Source organism: Borreliella burgdorferi B31 (genome assembly GCF_000008685.2).
Classification (GTDB): Bacteria; Spirochaetota; Spirochaetia; order Borreliales; family Borreliaceae; genus Borreliella; species Borreliella burgdorferi.
Map to the genome: position 1 here is coordinate 359,207 of NC_001318.1, position 17,815 is coordinate 377,021.

The 17,815-nt window shown below is 26.7% G+C and carries 17 protein-coding genes and 1 pseudogene; 8 read left to right on the forward strand and 10 right to left on the reverse strand.

Annotated elements, in window-relative coordinates; translation table 11 throughout:
* Positions 1 to 10: 10 nt before the first annotated feature.
* Together rpmB and BB_RS01730 are read right to left on the reverse strand one after the other, a co-directional pair.
* Positions 11 to 289, reverse strand: coding sequence for a 50S ribosomal protein L28 (gene rpmB, locus BB_RS01725; RefSeq protein WP_002556947.1), 279 nt, complete (start codon positions 287 to 289; stop codon positions 11 to 13).
* A gap of 17 nt (positions 290 to 306) precedes the next feature.
* A complete protein-coding gene (locus BB_RS01730) occupies positions 307 to 1,872 on the reverse strand; it encodes a hypothetical protein (protein ID WP_002657803.1) in 1,566 nt (521 codons plus the stop codon).
* A 109-nt stretch (positions 1,873 to 1,981) separates the two neighbouring features.
* Between BB_RS01730 and BB_RS01735 the strand changes: the two genes are divergently transcribed.
* Positions 1,982 to 3,115, forward strand: a complete 1,134-nt coding sequence (locus tag BB_RS01735) for a hypothetical protein (RefSeq protein WP_002665356.1) — start codon at positions 1,982 to 1,984, stop codon at positions 3,113 to 3,115.
* On the opposite strand, the gene BB_RS01740 is transcribed toward BB_RS01735, so the two are convergent.
* The 6 genes and pseudogenes from BB_RS01740 to BB_RS01765 all read right to left on the reverse strand — a co-directional run bounded on the left by BB_RS01740 (position 3,112) and on the right by BB_RS01765 (position 9,185).
* On the reverse strand, positions 3,112 to 4,911 hold the full coding sequence (locus BB_RS01740) for a hypothetical protein (protein WP_002657807.1): 1,800 nt from the start codon (positions 4,909 to 4,911) through the stop codon (positions 3,112 to 3,114). The genes BB_RS01735 and BB_RS01740 overlap by 4 nt on opposite strands.
* Before the next feature lie 12 nt (positions 4,912 to 4,923).
* Complete coding sequence (locus BB_RS01745) at positions 4,924 to 5,874, reverse strand: hypothetical protein (protein WP_002663410.1); 951 nt, start codon at positions 5,872 to 5,874, stop codon at positions 4,924 to 4,926.
* A gap of 34 nt (positions 5,875 to 5,908) precedes the next feature.
* Entirely contained in the window at positions 5,909 to 6,397 is a 489-nt protein-coding gene (locus tag BB_RS01750) for a CarD family transcriptional regulator (RefSeq protein WP_002656642.1), read from the reverse strand.
* Between the two features lie 39 nt (positions 6,398 to 6,436).
* Positions 6,437 to 7,030 (reverse strand): annotated as a pseudogene (locus BB_RS01755) (hypothetical protein).
* On the reverse strand, positions 7,023 to 7,754 hold the full coding sequence (locus BB_RS01760) for a 16S rRNA (uracil(1498)-N(3))-methyltransferase (RefSeq protein ID WP_010889733.1): 732 nt from the start codon (positions 7,752 to 7,754) through the stop codon (positions 7,023 to 7,025). Before BB_RS01760 ends, BB_RS01755 begins: the two are co-directional and overlap by 8 nt.
* 3 nt (positions 7,755 to 7,757) lie before the next feature.
* Positions 7,758 to 9,185, reverse strand: a complete 1,428-nt coding sequence (locus BB_RS01765) for a S41 family peptidase (RefSeq protein ID WP_023003289.1) — start codon at positions 9,183 to 9,185, stop codon at positions 7,758 to 7,760.
* Between the two features lie 64 nt (positions 9,186 to 9,249).
* Here BB_RS01765 and BB_RS07970 point away from each other — a divergent pair, with 64 nt between their 5' ends.
* From BB_RS07970 to mgsA, 5 genes are all read left to right on the forward strand, one after another.
* Entirely contained in the window at positions 9,250 to 9,675 is a 426-nt protein-coding gene (locus BB_RS07970) for a hypothetical protein (RefSeq protein ID WP_010889734.1), read from the forward strand.
* A gap of 3 nt (positions 9,676 to 9,678) precedes the next feature.
* Complete coding sequence (locus BB_RS01775) at positions 9,679 to 10,821, forward strand: MinD/ParA family protein (RefSeq protein WP_002657813.1); 1,143 nt, start codon at positions 9,679 to 9,681, stop codon at positions 10,819 to 10,821.
* A complete protein-coding gene (gene lgt, locus BB_RS01780) occupies positions 10,821 to 11,807 on the forward strand; it encodes a prolipoprotein diacylglyceryl transferase (protein WP_010889735.1) in 987 nt (328 codons plus the stop codon). The genes BB_RS01775 and lgt overlap by 1 nt, the downstream gene beginning before the upstream one ends.
* A gap of 20 nt (positions 11,808 to 11,827) precedes the next feature.
* Positions 11,828 to 13,840 (forward strand): cyclic di-GMP phosphodiesterase PdeA, encoded by a 2,013-nt coding sequence (gene pdeA / locus BB_RS01785; RefSeq protein ID WP_002665233.1) that lies wholly within the window; start codon positions 11,828 to 11,830, stop codon positions 13,838 to 13,840.
* 93 nt (positions 13,841 to 13,933) lie between these two features.
* Positions 13,934 to 14,314: a methylglyoxal synthase gene (mgsA, locus tag BB_RS01790; RefSeq protein WP_002657078.1), complete on the forward strand. Its 381-nt coding sequence runs from the start codon at positions 13,934 to 13,936 to the stop codon at positions 14,312 to 14,314.
* A gap of 46 nt (positions 14,315 to 14,360) precedes the next feature.
* Here the strand turns inward: mgsA and p22 are convergent, their stop codons facing one another.
* Positions 14,361 to 14,945 carry a lipoprotein P22 gene (gene p22 / locus BB_RS01795; protein WP_002657819.1) on the reverse strand — a complete coding sequence of 195 codons (585 nt, stop codon included), beginning with the start codon at positions 14,943 to 14,945 and terminating at the stop codon, positions 14,361 to 14,363.
* A 125-nt stretch (positions 14,946 to 15,070) separates the two neighbouring features.
* Here p22 and BB_RS01800 point away from each other — a divergent pair, with 125 nt between their 5' ends.
* Both BB_RS01800 and BB_RS01805 read left to right on the forward strand, forming a co-directional pair.
* Positions 15,071 to 16,447, forward strand: coding sequence for an aminopeptidase (locus BB_RS01800; RefSeq protein ID WP_002657823.1), 1,377 nt, complete (start codon positions 15,071 to 15,073; stop codon positions 16,445 to 16,447).
* A gap of 7 nt (positions 16,448 to 16,454) precedes the next feature.
* Entirely contained in the window at positions 16,455 to 16,733 is a 279-nt protein-coding gene (locus tag BB_RS01805) for a PTS sugar transporter subunit IIB (RefSeq protein WP_002657824.1), read from the forward strand.
* Positions 16,734 to 16,754: 21 nt separating this feature from the next.
* Here the strand turns inward: BB_RS01805 and BB_RS01810 are convergent, their stop codons facing one another.
* Entirely contained in the window at positions 16,755 to 17,813 is a 1,059-nt protein-coding gene (locus BB_RS01810) for an NAD(P)H-dependent glycerol-3-phosphate dehydrogenase (RefSeq protein ID WP_002665278.1), read from the reverse strand.
* Positions 17,814 to 17,815: the final 2 nt, after the last annotated feature.

Here is a 17,815-nt window from a genome sequence, read left to right on the forward strand (position 1 = left end):
AAACTAAAATTTATAAAAAGTTTTCTATTTTTTTGCAGTTTTTCTTTAAAAAAGCATCAAGCCCTATCTTTGAAATACTTCTTAGCGCATTAGCAGAAACCTTAATACTAACACTTCTTCCAAGATTTGGAATAAAAAATTTTTTATTTATTAAATTAACCTTAAAGGTTCTTTTGGTTTTTACTCCAATATGTTGTCCAGCTCCACCTTTTTTCTTGGCAAGCCCTTTCCTTGGAACATTGTTTCCAAACATAGTTTTTTTTCCTGTTATCTCACACTTCCTAGCCATTTTAACACTCCTTCAAATTAAGATTTTTTCTCCAAATATAAATCCATTAACTTTAAAAATAAAGCTAAACTACCCAAAATATTTTTCATCATACCTCCAAAGTTTAAATTGTTTCCATAGCTTTTAGCAAGATCCATATCAAGCTCTTTCCAATTATAAATCAGCTCTCTTTCCAAAGAGACTTTTGAATAGTCTGAAAGACAATCTTGCAAACGCTGCTCAATAGAATATATTTTGGAATAATATTCGCTTGATATAGCAAACGCCTTTTTATTAACATCTGCTATTATATTTAACAACAATTTCTCCGAAGATTTATCCCCCAAAGAAGCTCTGTGCAATAATGCATTTATTCTATTGCCATAACCGCCTTGTTCCCCCAAATTAGAATCAAAATCAATAAGACTTGCATAAATATTAATCAAAGCATGCATGTCGTTAGACATTTCTCTTGAAAGCTCTATAAGCTTCCATTGTCCTTTAATAATAAGTAAATTAATAATATCATTAAGATCTTTTTTAACAAAATAAATAGTATATGTTCTCAAATAAACTAAAAGTTCGCAATAAATATACCCCGTAGTGCTCATAATTTTAGATACAATCTTTTCATTCATTTTTTCATTATAATTATCCAAATTTAAAAAAGATATTCCTGGGAAAAGCTGCTCGGCTAATATTTTAGATTTATTATTTTTTTGCAAAACTTTAATCTTTTCAATTTCAGTGGCAACATGCTTAGTAAGATCATTAAAAAACATTCTTGCTATTGGATTGGGTTTTTGCCCAACAGAAATAGGGAAATAATCTGGATCCCCACTAACATATCTTATTAGATATAAAATTTCTTTACTCTTATTTATATCCAAAATAGAAGAAATAACCTTAATCCATACATTAGACTTAATAGGAAAATCTTCTTTATTCCCATAAATTTCTAAAATAATGTCATAAAGGTTTTTCCAAATAGAAATATTCTTAATGCAAGAAATACATTCTAACAAATCTTTAAGATCATCTATAATAACTCCACAACCTATAGAGCTGAATCTAGGCCTATACACAAAATCATCTTCTGGAAGCAAGTTGTCAAAATTTTTAAGAACCAAATGATATTGATATAAGACTAAATCAAAAAAATTATGCAAAGCTTCATAAGTTTCATCTATCAATTTAATTTGTTCTTGAGTTATGTTTTTAAACAAATAAGATAAATTATTATGTAAGTTTTTAGGAAGATCTGAGGCAAAATTTATGTTATCGCTTGCAGAAAAAGAATAAATATAATCTAAAGACTTCTTTTGGTTTTCATTTAAGTATTTTTCAACAACAAAATGAACAATTTTATTAGAATTTTTATATCTTTGTGCAAATGGCCTTAAGGGAGAAAAAATTTTATAAAAATTATAAAGAAATCTAGAAAATTGAGGTAAAGCCTGAATTTTTGAAGCATTAAAAAAATTACTTACTCTGCCTAAACTAACTTTAACTTCTTTTAACCTTTTTTGCTTTATTTGCTCAGAAGTAAGTTCTTTATTAATACTAAACATAGAAAGTATAAAATCAAATAAACCCAAATTCATCATCCCCCTAAAAGCTCTTAAGCCACCTTACTCTAATTTCCAATTAAGCATGGAAATTAATATAACTATAAAAATTATACATAATTTATTGTAAAATAAAAGAAAAAACTTGAATAATTTTATGAGAATAAAAAATTTAATACTAATAGCAATTTTATTAATTAGCCCTAGCTGTTCAACAAATAAGAACATCGTTGTACTAACTGACAATAAAACAATACCATTTTATATAAATCAATTTAATATAGAAAATAAAGCAAATTTTATAATTAAGTTTAGAAATAATATTGATCTGCAAACAATAGAAAAAGAAAATGCACAAATAATTATTTCTAAAAACATTGGTAACACAAATATTGCTAACCATTTTAAATCTGTAAAAATCAATTATAATCCAGATTATCCTATCTTAAAGCATATTTTCAAGCAATTTAACTACAAAATTATTCCATTGGGCTTTGACATTCCTATTTTAATCTATAAAAATACACATCATATTAAAAAATACATAAACACTAAATATCTAAAAGAAGAATACGAAAATTTCATTAAAGATGGAAAATTTTTTATATCGCCTTATGTTTCTGAAAATTTATTTTATGTGATTTCTCAAATAAATAATGTGAGATTTTCTTTTGAAAAAAATAAATTAAATTATAATGAGAATCAAATTTTAAAAATGCTAGAATATTTCTCATCATTTTTAAATACAAAACAAATGGACTTGCAAAAAGATTTCTTTAATAAATACGGCTACCTAAAGTTAAATAAAATATTGCTTAATAAAAAATCTCTTTTAATAGCAGGATTGAGCGATATAACCTTCTACAATAGCTTAAGCGAACAAGAGAAGTCACAAATAAAATTTTCCTATTTAATAAACGATAACAATGAAATTGTTATCTCAAACCCAAATTTTATTGGCATTTTAGAAACATCTGTTTTAACTAAAAAATTTATCAACTGGATATTGTATAAAAAAACTCAAAAAACCCTAATTGGATTTAACAATCAATCCCAATCAAATATATGTTTTGGATTTGCCAATGGTTTTACCCCTTACAAAGAATTAAATTTAAAAATAAAACATTCAATTGATGGAATATCTCCTTTTATTATTGACGAAACTCAAATCAATAGCCATTCCTATGTATTAAGCAAAAAAACAATTGAAAAAGAAAACTTACTAATAAATGAATGGTTTTTCTCTAAAGCTAATAATCTAAAAAAAAATAAAAATTAAATAAGTCTTTCCTTGTAATTCAAAGTAATTATTTTAAAAATAAGAAAAAACAATAATGCAGAAAGAATAGCTAAAGATACGTAAACGCTATTAAAAACATATATAAGAAGAGAGGTAAAAACAATTAGAAAATAATTTACAAAAAGACAAGTAATCCCTGAGAAAATAGCTATCATTAATGAAACTAGAAAAATCATAGCCTTGGAATTGAAATTAAATTCTATTTTAGAAAACAAAGAGATAAAAAATGCCCCTATTAAAACTAGCGAAATAGGAGAAATCAGCAAAACCAAACTTAAGGAAAAAGTATTAATTAATTTCAAATTTAATATAGCAACCCTATGAAAAGCGCTTGGCAAATTTTGAATTTTTAAAAAAAATCCAAACTCAGTAAAATTTGAAAATAAAGCTAAATTTTCTACATTCTCATTAATTTTGACAACCTCTAAAACATTTGTATCAAAGCTATCCGTAGACACAAAGACCTTGGTAAGAGTAATTTCGCTCTGCTCATTGTCTTTATCTAAAATATTTTGATACACAGAATTACCCTTCAAAGTAGCAAATGGAATTTTAATATGTAATATAACATTCCCTGTATTATTAAATCTAATAAGTTCAAAATTTTTTATTATTTTAGAATGATTGTTAAAGGCCACAACTTTTTGCATATAAATATAATCATAAAAACCTCTCTTAGAATCTGGTTGCAATAAAAATACATCGTTTATTCCGTAATATTCAAAATATTTTTCAATCTCATCAAAAAAAAGATATCTTTTCCTAAGCTTTTCAAGAGATTTATTTTTATAATTCAAAATTTCATTATCGCTGGGCAATAACTTATAAAGATTCGAAAACCCGTAATAAGCTAATTTAAATTTTTCAGTATTAAGAAACAAAAAATTTTTTTGCTTTTCTTCGGAAATCAACTGCATTTTTTCTTTTTCAAAATTCCTGTTTTCATTAATAAACTTTAAAGTCAAATTTAAAAGCACAACAAAATTATCGTCTTTTGTTGCAACATAAGCAATATAAGCAAAATAATTGGCTGTATAATAATCATTTTTAGAAATAAATTCATTGACAATATTAAAAAAATCTTGCTTTTTAAGACTTTGCAAAGGATATTTTGAAAAAGTTTTTTTAACTTTTTCTAAATCAACGTCATAACTTGGAATTTTACTATATTCAGATTTCACTAAATAATAATTTGTTAAAAGCTCTTCATTATTTACATAAATAATTCGCATTTTATCATATATTCTAATCAAATTTTCAAGATGCTTTCTCTTTTGCTTCATTGAATCTGTCAAATCAGAAGATAAAAAAAATCTATTTGCAGCCAAACTTATATCTATATGTTTAATTTTAAGAGATATTTCATTTGCTTCACTTTCAAGAAGATTATATCTATCATAACTAAACTTATACTCATTTCTCTGAGCAATTATATAAGGCAAAATTAAATTAAATATAAAAGTAAAAAAGAGTCCTATAATAAAAAATAATAGTAAAAATGCATAAAGCCTGGAAAATAAATATCCATTATGCGATTTTAAATGAATCTTTATTTCTTGCTGAACAAAAAAAGCAAAGTAAATACAAACAATAAAAATAAAAAACCCAAAAAAATACTTATAAAAAAGCAAAATAGAATCAAAAAAAGTTGCTATTAATTTATGCTTTTCTAAAAAATTTTCTCCAAAAAAATATGAATAACTAAAGAGCAAACCTAGAAAAAAACACATAAAAATAATAAAATTGCTCAAAAATGCATATATTTCTCTTTTCATAAGCTTTAAGAATTAACTACCCTTATATAAATTATTATCCAAATCTTTGCTGATTTTAATATATTCTGAAACAAAACCAAATAAATAGGTAGAAAAAAAAGTTAAAACACAAAAAATAAAAGGAATAAAATCAGAGATCATGCTCTTTCCTATTATTACATTGTAAATCTTGGGAAACTCAATTGAATAAACATTATAAATTTTTAAAAAAAGTATAATAAAAATAGGATAAAGAAATATTGCAAAACTATTTGAAAAAATAAGATTAAAAACATAAGAAAAAGCAAATAACAATAAAGAAATTCCCAATATATTAAAAATTAAATTTAAATAATTTAGCGAGAGTAGAAAATTATTCAAAATTTTTAAATCTCTGAAAAGAAAATCAACAAAATTATTATAAATCTTTTGCTCTAAAAAATTATTCTCAACAAAATCAATCTTACTAGAATTGGAAATATTTGATTGGTAAGAAAAACCTTTATCCCCTTTGTCATTCTCCGAAACGATTAAAACTCCATTAAAACCATAAATTCTAGGCCTATTACTAGAAAATATTATCTTATCATTTAAAAAATGCACAATCTCATCTTTAAGGATAAAATTATCATTTCTATTGCTATTAATATAGTAAGAATGAAAACTATGACTAACTAAAAATCCTAAATAAGAAAACAATAAAATAAGAACAAAGATAATACAATAAAAATAGAAAGACTCTCTAGATGAATTTAAAACTATTCCATAAAAGGGACAAGATATTCTCATAAAAGTAACAACAAGGGACAAAGGAAAAGAATAAATATAAGCATTGTAATAAAGACTATAGCTAAAAATAGAAAAATTAAAATACAAAAACTTATATTTCAAATAAAATGTACATATAAACATTAAAGAAAAAAGGCAAAATATTAAGATAAACCTACAAATTATTAAAAAGATCAATCTTAAAGAATCAAACACAGCAAATCCTCCCCCCTCGAAAATTGAAAAAACTTTAAGCCTTTTTGTTATCGACCAAAATATTTTTAATCTTCTTTTTAGCCTCTTCAAAGCTAATTTGCAAAGCTAAGCTAATCTCGTGCTCCAATATTAACTCAAAATCATTCAAAATCCTTTTTTCGTAAAAAGGAAGTTCTTTTTGAGTAGATTTTTTATATAAAAACTTATATAACTTTGCTGTATCTAAAATATCGCTTTTTTTATAAAATTCATGACCACCATCTTTTATTTTTTTTGAATCTATTTGCCCTTCAAACTCTTTAATAACATCAAAAACTTCTTCTACCTTTTCCCTGCTAACCAAAGCTCTAATTCCAAAATCATCAACTTTAGCAACAGGAACCATAAAAATCATATCATTAAATGGAAAATGTATTTCATAATAATCAATAATCTCACCATTAAACTCTTTAGTCCTAATATCCTTAATCGTACCTACTCCATGCATTGGATAAACTACTGATTGATTTAGCAAAAATGCCATACTTACCTCATAAAATATAGATAGTTAAAATTTAAAAGTTCATAAAAAAACACTTAAATTGGTTCTAATATTAAATTTATTTTCATAAAATAAATTTTCAAGATATCTATCATTACAAAAGCTTATTATTACACTAGGAGTAAGTTTATTAATATTTGCAAAAAACATTTCTTTATTTCTCTTTACAGCTTTTAAATCATAATACCCAATAAAACTAATTTCTTTATGAGATTCTTTCAATCTTAAAAATTTTTTCTTTGAAATCACTTTATCCTTGTCAATAATATAACATGTTTTATGGGCATTTTCTAGTATTTCCATTAAAATGAGAAGAACTGTATTTGAATCATAACAATCAATATTAACTCTTTTAAAAATCCTATAAAAAAATCTTACAATTTTAGAATTTAAAAAAACAAGAGAAGAATTTTTAATGTGATTTCTAAACTTTTTAAAAATCAAAGCCTTTAGAAAAGCTTTAAGCCCGATAAAAATTACTATTGGAATGATAAGGATGCCCTGAAAGATAGACAAATCTGCTTATAAGCTGCTGCGACTATCAAAAACATCTATAGGCACACCTAAAAAATAAAATCTGTCTGGTTTTGAATATATGTCTTTTAAATTAGCCATTATAATCCTCTAACAATGCCTTAAAATAAGCAAGCGAATAAATAATAGCCGTATCTGCTCGTAAAATTGGAGTGTTAAACCTTACAAAATTAAAGCCTTTCTCCTTGAAAAAGACAATTTCGGACTCCGAAAAGCATCCTTCAGGACCTATTATAATTCCAATTTTGCCAAAATTGTCAAAACTTTCATTCTTGCTTAAAATCATTCCACTTGGATGAGCAACATAATATCTGGTAGTACAAAAAGAATAAGGTAAATAAAAAAAATTATTATAAAAATTAATTTTAGGAACAATTTTATTACCACTTTGCTTTAAGGCCTCATCTATTATTTTTGAAAATCTTAAAATTTTGGCAGATGCATTGTTTATATCTATTTTCGACACAGAACGATCCGCATTAATAATATTGATTTCTGAAACTCCAATCTCAACAACCTGTCTTAACACCAAATCTATTTTTCTGCCCTTTAAACTAGAAATAAAAATACTTATCTCAAAATTATTTTTTTCAATTTTATCTATTTTATTGGTAGTAAACTTAATAAAATTACTACCAATCTTTACTATTTCTGAGGCCCTTAATTCTTTATCTTTTAAAAGAATGTTCAGCTTATCACCCTTTTTAAGTCGTCTTACATTAACAAGATGGTGATATATTTTTGCATCTTTAACAATAATAAAATTACCTGCTAAACAATTCTCATCCAAAACAATTTGCTTCACAATTTAATTACCTAATTTAGACAAATACTCACAAGCTGTTTTTAAAACTTTGTCATAATGTAGATTATAAATTGGCAATTCTTTATTATTGTCCTGATAGTAATTAAAAAACACATACTTGCCTAAAAATTCTTTATCAATTTTATATTTTGGATTTTCTTTTACAAGATTCTCAACAAAAAAATCAATCTCTTGTTCGGTAATGAATTTTTTACCCTTCAAAAAACCTTCTATCAGCTTTTTATCAAAAATTTCTTTATATATTAATGCCTCCTCCTCAGAAAAATCTGGAGATTTTATTTCCAAATCAGGCTCAATTCCAACCTTATGAATACTCTTTCCAGATGGAGTATAATACTTTGAGCTTGTAATTTTAAATCCACCAGTATAAAAAGGAACTACATGCTGAATAAGCCCCTTGCCATAAGACTTTTCCCCTATAATGTATGCTCTCTTATTGTCTTTTAAGGCTCCTACAAAAACCTCTGATGCTGAGGCTGATGATCTGTCTATTAAAGCAACAATTTTTATATTTGAAGGCAAAACTTGTTTTGAGCTTGCCTTATAATCAATAGGCTTGCTAGAATTTCTTGATTTTGTGGAAACAATAATTCCTTTAGATAAAATATCATCCGCCATTTTTATAGCTGCCTGAAAATATCCTCCGGTATTAAGCCTTAAATCTAAAATTAAAGATTTAATATTTTTATTCTTAAGATTATCTAAAGCTTTTCTAAAATCTACAGAGGTGTGTGGATTAAAGCTTACTATTCTTATATAGCCAATATCTGAATTAATAACGTCATACTTGATYGTTTGTATTTCTATCTTCTCTCTTGTAAGTTCAAAATCCAATGTTAAATTTTTTCCCCTAAGAATAGATACTTTAACTTTTGTGCCTTCTTTACCTTTTAAAAGATCAACAACTTGATCTACTTCCATAGAATAAACACTCTTGCCATCAACAGCGGTAATACAATCTCCAGATTTAATTCCAGCCTTATAAGCCGGACCTCCTTCAAAAGGCGTAACAATAGAAACACAAGCACTATTAGGATCAAAATCTTTTGCCTTGTCTTGCTTATCTTGGGAATGCATTTTTTTTATTATAGAAATTCCAATGCCAACATAATCTCCTACTGTTGTTTTTGAAATTTCTTCTAAATCTTTTTTTGTCAAATATTGAGAATAAGGATCGCCTAGGGATTGAAATATTCCTTTTAAAGCACCTTCAAAAATTACTTCATCACTTACAGGATCAACATAATTTTCTTTTACAAATTCAAAAGCTTGAATCATCATCTGCTCATAATTTGATCTTGATAACTTATTATTAGATTCATCAAAAGCAAAAATAGATTCAACAATTACTAAAGAGCTTATACCCAGAGTCAATAAAAAATATACACATATTAAAAATTTATTTTTCATTTATTCATTCCTAATGCAAAAATTAAAACTTGATTTTATTTCCATAATATAATATTTTAAAACTATGTTAAACTCACATCCTAAAAAAACACAAAGCCTTTACAGAGCAGGACTTGTTGTTTTACAAATTACTGAAAGCCTTTTAATCTTAGCCTTATTATATCAAGCCATTAATAAATTAATTTTCATTAATAATTACTCCATAAAGTTTATGTTAACATTTATCTTATACTCACCTGAATTTTTCATGGCCAATTTAACAACCTATTACTTTATCTACGAAAAATTTAAAATTCTTCACAGCATTATAGTAATAACTAAATTATTCCAAATAATATTAACATTATTATTATTCATCTTGGGATTTATTTTTAAAATATACGTCTATCAAACCTCTCTAGCCATAATTTTAGGAATTACAGTAGTTTACCTAGTATTTAATGTAACAATATTAGTGCTAATTAAAGCAAAAATAAAAAACCTGGAGTAAAGCTTGATTATTATTCCTGTAGCCAGTGGTAAGGGGGGAGTTGGCAAATCTCTTTTTTCAACAAACATAGCAATTTGCCTGGCAAACGAAGGAAAAAGCGTATTGCTTGTTGATCTTGACCTCGGAGCATCTAATTTGCACTCAATGTTAAACATTATACCTAAAAAAAGTATAGGAACATTTTTAAAAACAAGGATTAATTTCTCAGACATCATTATTCAATCTGGAATTAAAAATCTAAACTTCATTGCAGGAGATTCTGACATTCCAGAACTTGCTAATATAGCTGCTTCCCAAAAAAAAATCATAATAAAAAATTTAAAATCTTTAAAATATGATTACTTAGTGATTGATCTTGGAGCAGGAACAGCTTTTAATATTATAGACTTTTTTTTAATGTCAAAAAGAGGAGTAATAGTAACAACACCAACAGTAACAGCTACAATGAATGCATATTTATTTCTTAAAAATATAATATTTAGATTGTTATCAAGTGTGTTTAAAAGAGGAACAAAAGGAAATGAAATTCTCAGAACAATAAAACAAAATTCAATCGATCTTCAAAGGGTTTATATACCTAATTTGTTGTTAAAACTTGAAAGCGAAGATCCTGAAAATTATTCTAAATTTAACAAATTGTTTAGGACAATTAGCCCTTTCATGATATTTAATATGCTCAAAGCTCCCAAAGACATTGAAAAAACCGAAAAAATAATAAAATCAGCAAAAAACTATTTAAGCATAAATTTACAAAGTATTGGAGCAATCTATAAAGATGAAATAGTTGATCAGGCTTTAAACAGCAAAATACCCATCACTATATACAAACCTACAAGCTCAACTTCTAAAAGTATAAAAAAAATTGCAAAAAAATTAATCGAAATTGAAGATTTAACAAATGATGCCGAGCTTTTAAACGAAGAAGATTTAAATGAAAGTTATGATTTTGTACTAAGAGAGGCTCAAGAAGAATATATTGAAAAAATTGAATACCTTGAATCATTGATAAAAAACAAAACAATAGAAAGTAGTGAAATTATTGATATAATAAAATCTCAGAAAAGAGAAATCGAAACCTTAAGAAAGCAAAATATGTTATTTAAAAAAAAGCTTGTTGAAAAGCTTGAAAAGGCTAAGGAGGTCTAATGCCAAATTACATAAATTACCCAAGTTGGTTACATCCTGAAGTAATTCAAGGTATACCAATTACATGGTATAGCCTATCTTATATTTTAATCATACTAATCTCTTATAAGTTTATTTGGTATCAAATACAATCAGACAACGTTGATATTAAAAAAGAAGATTATGAAATATTCATGTTCTCACTTGTACTTGGAGCAATTTTAGGAGGCAGACTAGCATCTACCTTAGTTTACGACAAATCGGGAATTTATTATTCTAATCCCTGGCTAATCCTTTTGCCATTCGACCAGCATTGGAATTTTACAGGCTTTAGAGGTATGGCCATCCATGGTGGTTTTTTGGGGGCAATAATTGCTCCTTTAATAACAATAAATACAAATCTCAAAAATACAAATGTTCAAAAATATTTTCTAAAACTAACAGACTATGGATCAATAGCTTTTTCTTCTGGCTACATACTTGGAAGACTTGCTAATTTCGCAAATGCAGAACTTTATGGAAGAGTAATGAAAGGGGGAATAATATTCCCTAATGCAGAACCATTTGACACAAATATACCGGGTGTAAAAGAATTTGCATCATCAGTAGGGCTTGAAATTTCGCCTCATGACCTGCTAATCAACCTTCCAAGAATACCTTCTCAACTTATTGAAGGATTTTTCGAAGGACCTGTAACTTTTCTGTTACTATGGTTTTTATTTAAAAAAATCAAAAAATATGATGGATTTATTTTTGGTGTATATGTAATGCTTTACGCTTTTTTCAGATTCTTTATTGAATATTTAAGAGAACCGGACAAAGAACTTGGATTTATAATAACCTACAAGCCAATTACAAGCCTGTCCGAATTTTCTTTTTTAAACATATCAATGGGACAAATTCTCTCGCTAACGCTGATGCTCTCAGGATTAATCTGGATAATAGTCACTAAAAAAATTGCAGATAAAAAAATAAAAAATAACACCAACTTGGCATACAAAAATTAAAATAAGAGCAAGCCAATAAAATGAACAAAGTCAATAATTATCAAAATATAAATTCAGTTATAATCTCTAAAAAAGAAGTTGGACTTAGAGATCTCATAAAGCTTAAATCTATTTTTAACTTAATTCAAATCGTAAAATCTGAAAAAGCTTTATACAGCGAATATGTAAAACAAAATAATATTAAATTCGCTATTATTTATAATTATGAAAAACCAATAGATTTTTCAATAAACATTGCAAACGAATTAAAAAATGCAAACAAAATCCATTCTATCATAATTAGCAAAGAAAAATTTGATGAGGAATATTTAAAACTTGATCACATAGAAATAATAAAAGATATAAGCGAATTAGAATATAAGCAAAGCTTAATACATCAAAAAAAATTATTTTGCGACAATAAAAACACAACTCTGGATTTCTTTTTAAATTTATCAGAACTCATAAAAGAAATAGTAATCATCACAAACACTAAAAATGAAATTATTTATATCAATGAAAAAGGTAGTAAAAATCTTAATCTTCCAATGAAAACCTCTGGAAATATAATCAAAGTAACCGACATAGATATCAGAGATTGGGAAAAGCTAGAAAAAATAAATTTAAGTTATCACACAAATTCTATTCCTGAATTTAAAAATATATTAATAACTGATTGTCTTTTAACTTTAAAAAATAATAAAAAACTACATGTGGATATATTTATTAGCACAATTGCTCAAAACAATATCGATAAATTAATAACAATTAAAGAAATATCAAACTCTAATAAAATAGAAAACTATAAATATCTAGAAATTATTGATTCGCAAGACGAGATTCAAAATGCCAAAGAAATTGAAAAATTACTAGTAAACCATATGGATATTTACAAAAAAAAAAGCATATATTTACTTAATTTAGACGTATCCCTAACAGCAGAATATGAATACAAAGAAGATCAAGAAAAACTTAATGCAAAAATACTTAAAATAATGTATTCAAAAATAATGTCATTATACTCTGAATATATTTTTAAGTTAAAACACAACAATTTAATAGTAATCATAAGCACAAGTGGCGGAGAAAAGCGAATAATCTCAATTGCCAAAAAAATCAAAAAAACAATTGCTCTGGCATTTAAAAAAGAAGATATTATTATATTCAAGTTCAACATTGGAATAATAGAGGTAAATTTAAAAGAAAACTTAGAATTCAAAATCCCCAAATTAATGATGGCTACAAAAATATCATCGGAATACAAAGAATCTAATCCCACTATATACAAAGAAGAACTACCAGAAGCGGTGATTTTAAAAAATCAAAACAAAATTTTTCAATATATACTCAAAGCAATAAAAAATGATTTTTTTACTCTTTATTATCAAAAAATAAATCCTCTTAAAAAGAACTTAAAGCCCAAAATAGAAATCTTGACAAGACTTTTTGACCACATGGGCAAACCAATTCCAAACAATCAAATTTTTAACTTAATAGACAAATATAATTTAACTGTTGAGGTTGATACATTGGTGGTTAAAAAGGCTTTAAGAGAATACAAAAGCTTTGTATCAAAAAATGGAATTCACATTTTCTCAATTAACATATCTCCTTATTCACTAAAATCCCAAAACTTTCGAATCTTTTTAAGAGATACTTTATTGAAAAGCCAAATCCCACTTCAAAATATATGCTTGGAAATAACAGAAACTGGAATTCTTGAAAACTTTGAGATAATAAACAAATATTTTCAAGAATTAAAAAGTTTTGGAATCAAGCTAGCACTTGATGACTTTGGAAGCGGACATACATCACTCTCATATATTAAAACACTACCAATAGACTTACTTAAAATAGACGGATCTTTCATAAAAGCAATAAACTCTAGTGAAATAGATTTTGTAATAATAAAATCTATTAAAAAAATAGCAGATACAAAAAATATAAAAATTATTGCCGAATTTGTGTATAATGAGGAAATATTAAAAAAAATAATTGAACTAGAAATAGACTATGGGCAAGGATTTTTATGGCACAAACCAGAACCAATATAAATTCTAAAAAAGTGAAATCTAAAAATATACTTATGCCTAAATTTTATTAAATTTCAACAAAAATTATTTTACATTGAAAAAGGAATAAAATTAATGGAAAAAAAAATAGCATTAATTGCACACGATAAAAAAAAGGAAGATTTGGTAAATTTTGTCAAACAAAACTATCTCTTCTTATCTAAATTCAAGCTTATTGCAACAGGAACAACGGGGTCTAAAATCCAACAAGCTACCGATCTTACGATTTTTAAATATAAATCAGGCCCTATGGGAGGAGATCAACAAATTGGAGCTGAAGTAGCTGAAGGAAATATCTTAGCTATATTTTTCTTTAGGGATCCCCTAACAAGCCAGCCTCACGAACCAGATGTGTCAGCTCTTATTAGGCTTTGCGATGTACATAAAATACCGCTTGCAACCAACGTAAAAACAGCAGAAATTTTAATAAAAGGACTTGAGAGCTTGATTTTTTAAAATAGGCTTTAATTTAGATTAAAGCCTATAAAATCAAAAATATAAATTAATTCGTTAACATAGGTGAAATTTTTTCAACGCCGTCGATAATGTAATTAACAGATTCAAGGAAGGTCTTGGCATCTGAATTATTCTCATCAACTGTAATTTCCAATTTTGAATTTTTAATATTAAGATCTTTAAAAGTACCAATAAGATCACTTTTAGCGCCATGTAAATTGCTATTTATAATCTTTTTAAAGTCAGGGGTAATCCCAACAAAAATAAAGGCTTCTTTTCCAGAGATACTAATTGGAGCCTCTCCTGCATAAACATTGTCATAAAAATAAACTATTAACTTTGCATTCTCTTTTGAGGGTATTGTTTGAAAATGTCCATCTTCTTCAGAAAAATAAAAAACCTTTATATTTTTCCCCAAACTTTTTCGATCCTTTTTTGAATGAACTACTCCCATAGCGTGAAAAACGTGCCCAATAGTATGTTCATCTATTTTAGAATCATCAGGCTTAGAAGAGTTCTCCGCTTCTTGCTCCTCAACATATTCATTTGAGCTATCTTTTGAAGTACAAGCAATTACTAAAAAAATTAAAAACAATGACAAATAGTTTTTAAAAAAACCATTTTTATACATAAAAATTCTCCCTTATAATTTATTAATCATATTAAAATTAAAAGTAAGTTTACAATAAATAATTTATTTTGTACACACTTTAAAAACAATTAAAATGTTAAAATGAAACAGGAGGTCTTATTAATATGAAAAAACAAAATCCATGGATATATTTAAATGAAGAAGAAAAAAATCAAATTTTAAATTTTTCTGAAAGTTACAAAAAATTTATAAGCAAATTCAAAACAGAAAGAGAAGTTACAGCCTATGCCCTAGATAAAGCAAAAAAATTGGGGTTTATTAACGCTGAAGAGAAAAAAAATTTAATGCCAGGTGATAAAATTTTTTATACCTGTAGAGAAAAATCTGTTGCTTTTGCTATTATTGGCAAAAATCCCATTGAAGATGGAATGAATTTTATTGTTTCTCACACAGATTCACCAAGACTTGATGCAAAACCCTCACCAATCTCTGAAGAAAATGAACTTACATTTATTAAAACCAACTATTATGGGGGAATAAAAAAGTATCAGTGGTTATCTACACCCCTTTCAATAAGAGGGGTGGTATTTTTAAAAAATGGAGAAAAGGTTGAAATCAATATTGGAGACAATGAAAACGATCCTGTATTTGTAATTCCCGACATCTTGCCTCATCTTGATAGAAAAATACAAAGAAATAAAAAATCAGATGAAATTGTTGAAGGGGAAAATCTAAAAATTTTAATTGGAAGCCTGCCAATCGAAACAAAAGAAAAAAATAAAGTTAAACTGGCAACTTTGCAACTAATAAAAGAAAAATACAAAATAGAAGAAGAGGACTTTGTATCATCAGAAATTGAAATAGTGCCTGCAGGAACAGCAAAAGACGTTGGATTTGACAAAGCGTTAATTGGGGCTTACGGACAAGATGACAAAATATGCGTCTTCACTTCACTAGAATCCATATTTGATCTTGAAGAGACTCCAAATAAAACAGCCATTTGCTTTCTTGTAGATAAAGAAGAAATTGGTTCAACAGGTTCAACCGGACTAGACTCAAGATATCTTGAATATTTTGTTTCTGACATGATCTTCAAAATTAAAAAATCAGAATACAACAATCTTCACGTCCAAAAAGCTTTGTGGAATTCAAAAAGCATTTCTGCTGATGTTTGTGCAGCAATAAACCCACTATTTAGTTCAGTTCATGACGAACAAAACGCTCCCCAACTTGGCTATGGAATACCTATAATGAAATACACAGGACATGGTGGAAAAAGTATGGCAAGCGATGCTGATGCTGAGCTTGTTTCTTATATTAGACAATTATTAAATAAAAACAATATAGCCTGGCAAGTAGCAACACTCGGAAAAGTAGAAGAAGGAGGAGGAGGAACTGTTGCTAAATTCTTAGCTGGCTATGGAATAAGAACAATAGACATGGGGCCTGCTGTTATAAGTATGCATTCTCCAATGGAAATAACTTCTAAATTTGATTTATACAATGCTTACTTAGCATATAAAGCTTTCTACAGAGAATAAAATTACTATGGCAGATTTAGAAAAAATAAATAAAATTAAAGTAGCAGAGCATATTGTAGAATGCTTCGGGGGAATTAAAAATATTAAAAACATAGACAAAGACCTAACAAGAATAAAAATTTTAGTAGACAGCAATTCTTTAGTCAAAAGAGACGATTTAACAAAAAATGACAACATAATAGGAACTATTAAATCTAATGAACTTACAGAAGTTGTAATAAATTTTGAAATAATCGAGGATGTTTATAATAAAATTTTATATATGATGAATGAGCAAAAACAATAAAGCCTCTGCAGAGGCTTTATTTTATTGTCTAACATCTCTCATATACTCAATAACAGATTTGGGCTCCAACTCTTTATTCAAAATTTTATATATAACGCTTAACAAACTATTAGGATTGAGATCACGATTTAATTGTTTAAAAAAGAAAAAAATTGATTTAGCAGCCAAAACTCCCTCTGGTAAATATCCAATTTTTTCAATATTACTTATCAAGTCATCTATACTTAAAAAGCTTTCTAAAATGTTTTTGCTAACAATTTCATTGCCAAATCGTCTATTTCTTCCAAACATGCTTCTACAAGTAACATCTAAATCGCCAGAACCAGACAAAAATAAAAACGTTTCAATATTTCTTCCCCCAAGCTCCATTGCAATATCTTTTATATTATTTAAGGATATTGAAAATAAAAATGATTCTGTATTATTACCTATTAAATTAGGATAATTCAATTTATAGGCATCCAAAATTCCAAATGCAATAGCAAACACATTTTTTAAAGCTGCTGCTATTTGCACCCCAAAAACATCGTTGCTATAAAATAAAGAAATTGGGGTTTTACTAAATAAATTAATAAACAAATATGCATTTTCTCTGTTATTACTAGCCGCAACAAGCCCTGTTATCACACCAAGCCCAACTTCCTCAGCATGACTTGGACCAACAATATAAGTAATTTCGTCTTTATATCCTTTCATAATTCTCTCAGCAGCTTCAATAACTGTCTGAGTTTTACCATCAAAAGTAATAAACCCTTTTGTAAGTATTGCTAGCTTTGGTTTTATCTCCAGAAAATGTAAAAATTGATCCAATTTTTTTAAAATATCAACGGTAAAAAGAGAAGGTGTTGCAATGAAAATATAATCAGACATTGTTACAACTTCAAATAAATCTGAACTTGCAACTAAATTTTTTGGCAATTTAATTCCCTTTAAATATTTAGTATTAACATTATCATTATTAATATCATTCTTAACATCTTCTTCAAAGACCCATAAAAAAATATTAAAATCAAATTTATCTGCCAAAGACTTTGAAATAGCTGTTCCCCAAGCACCTGCCCCTATTACTGATATTTTCATAA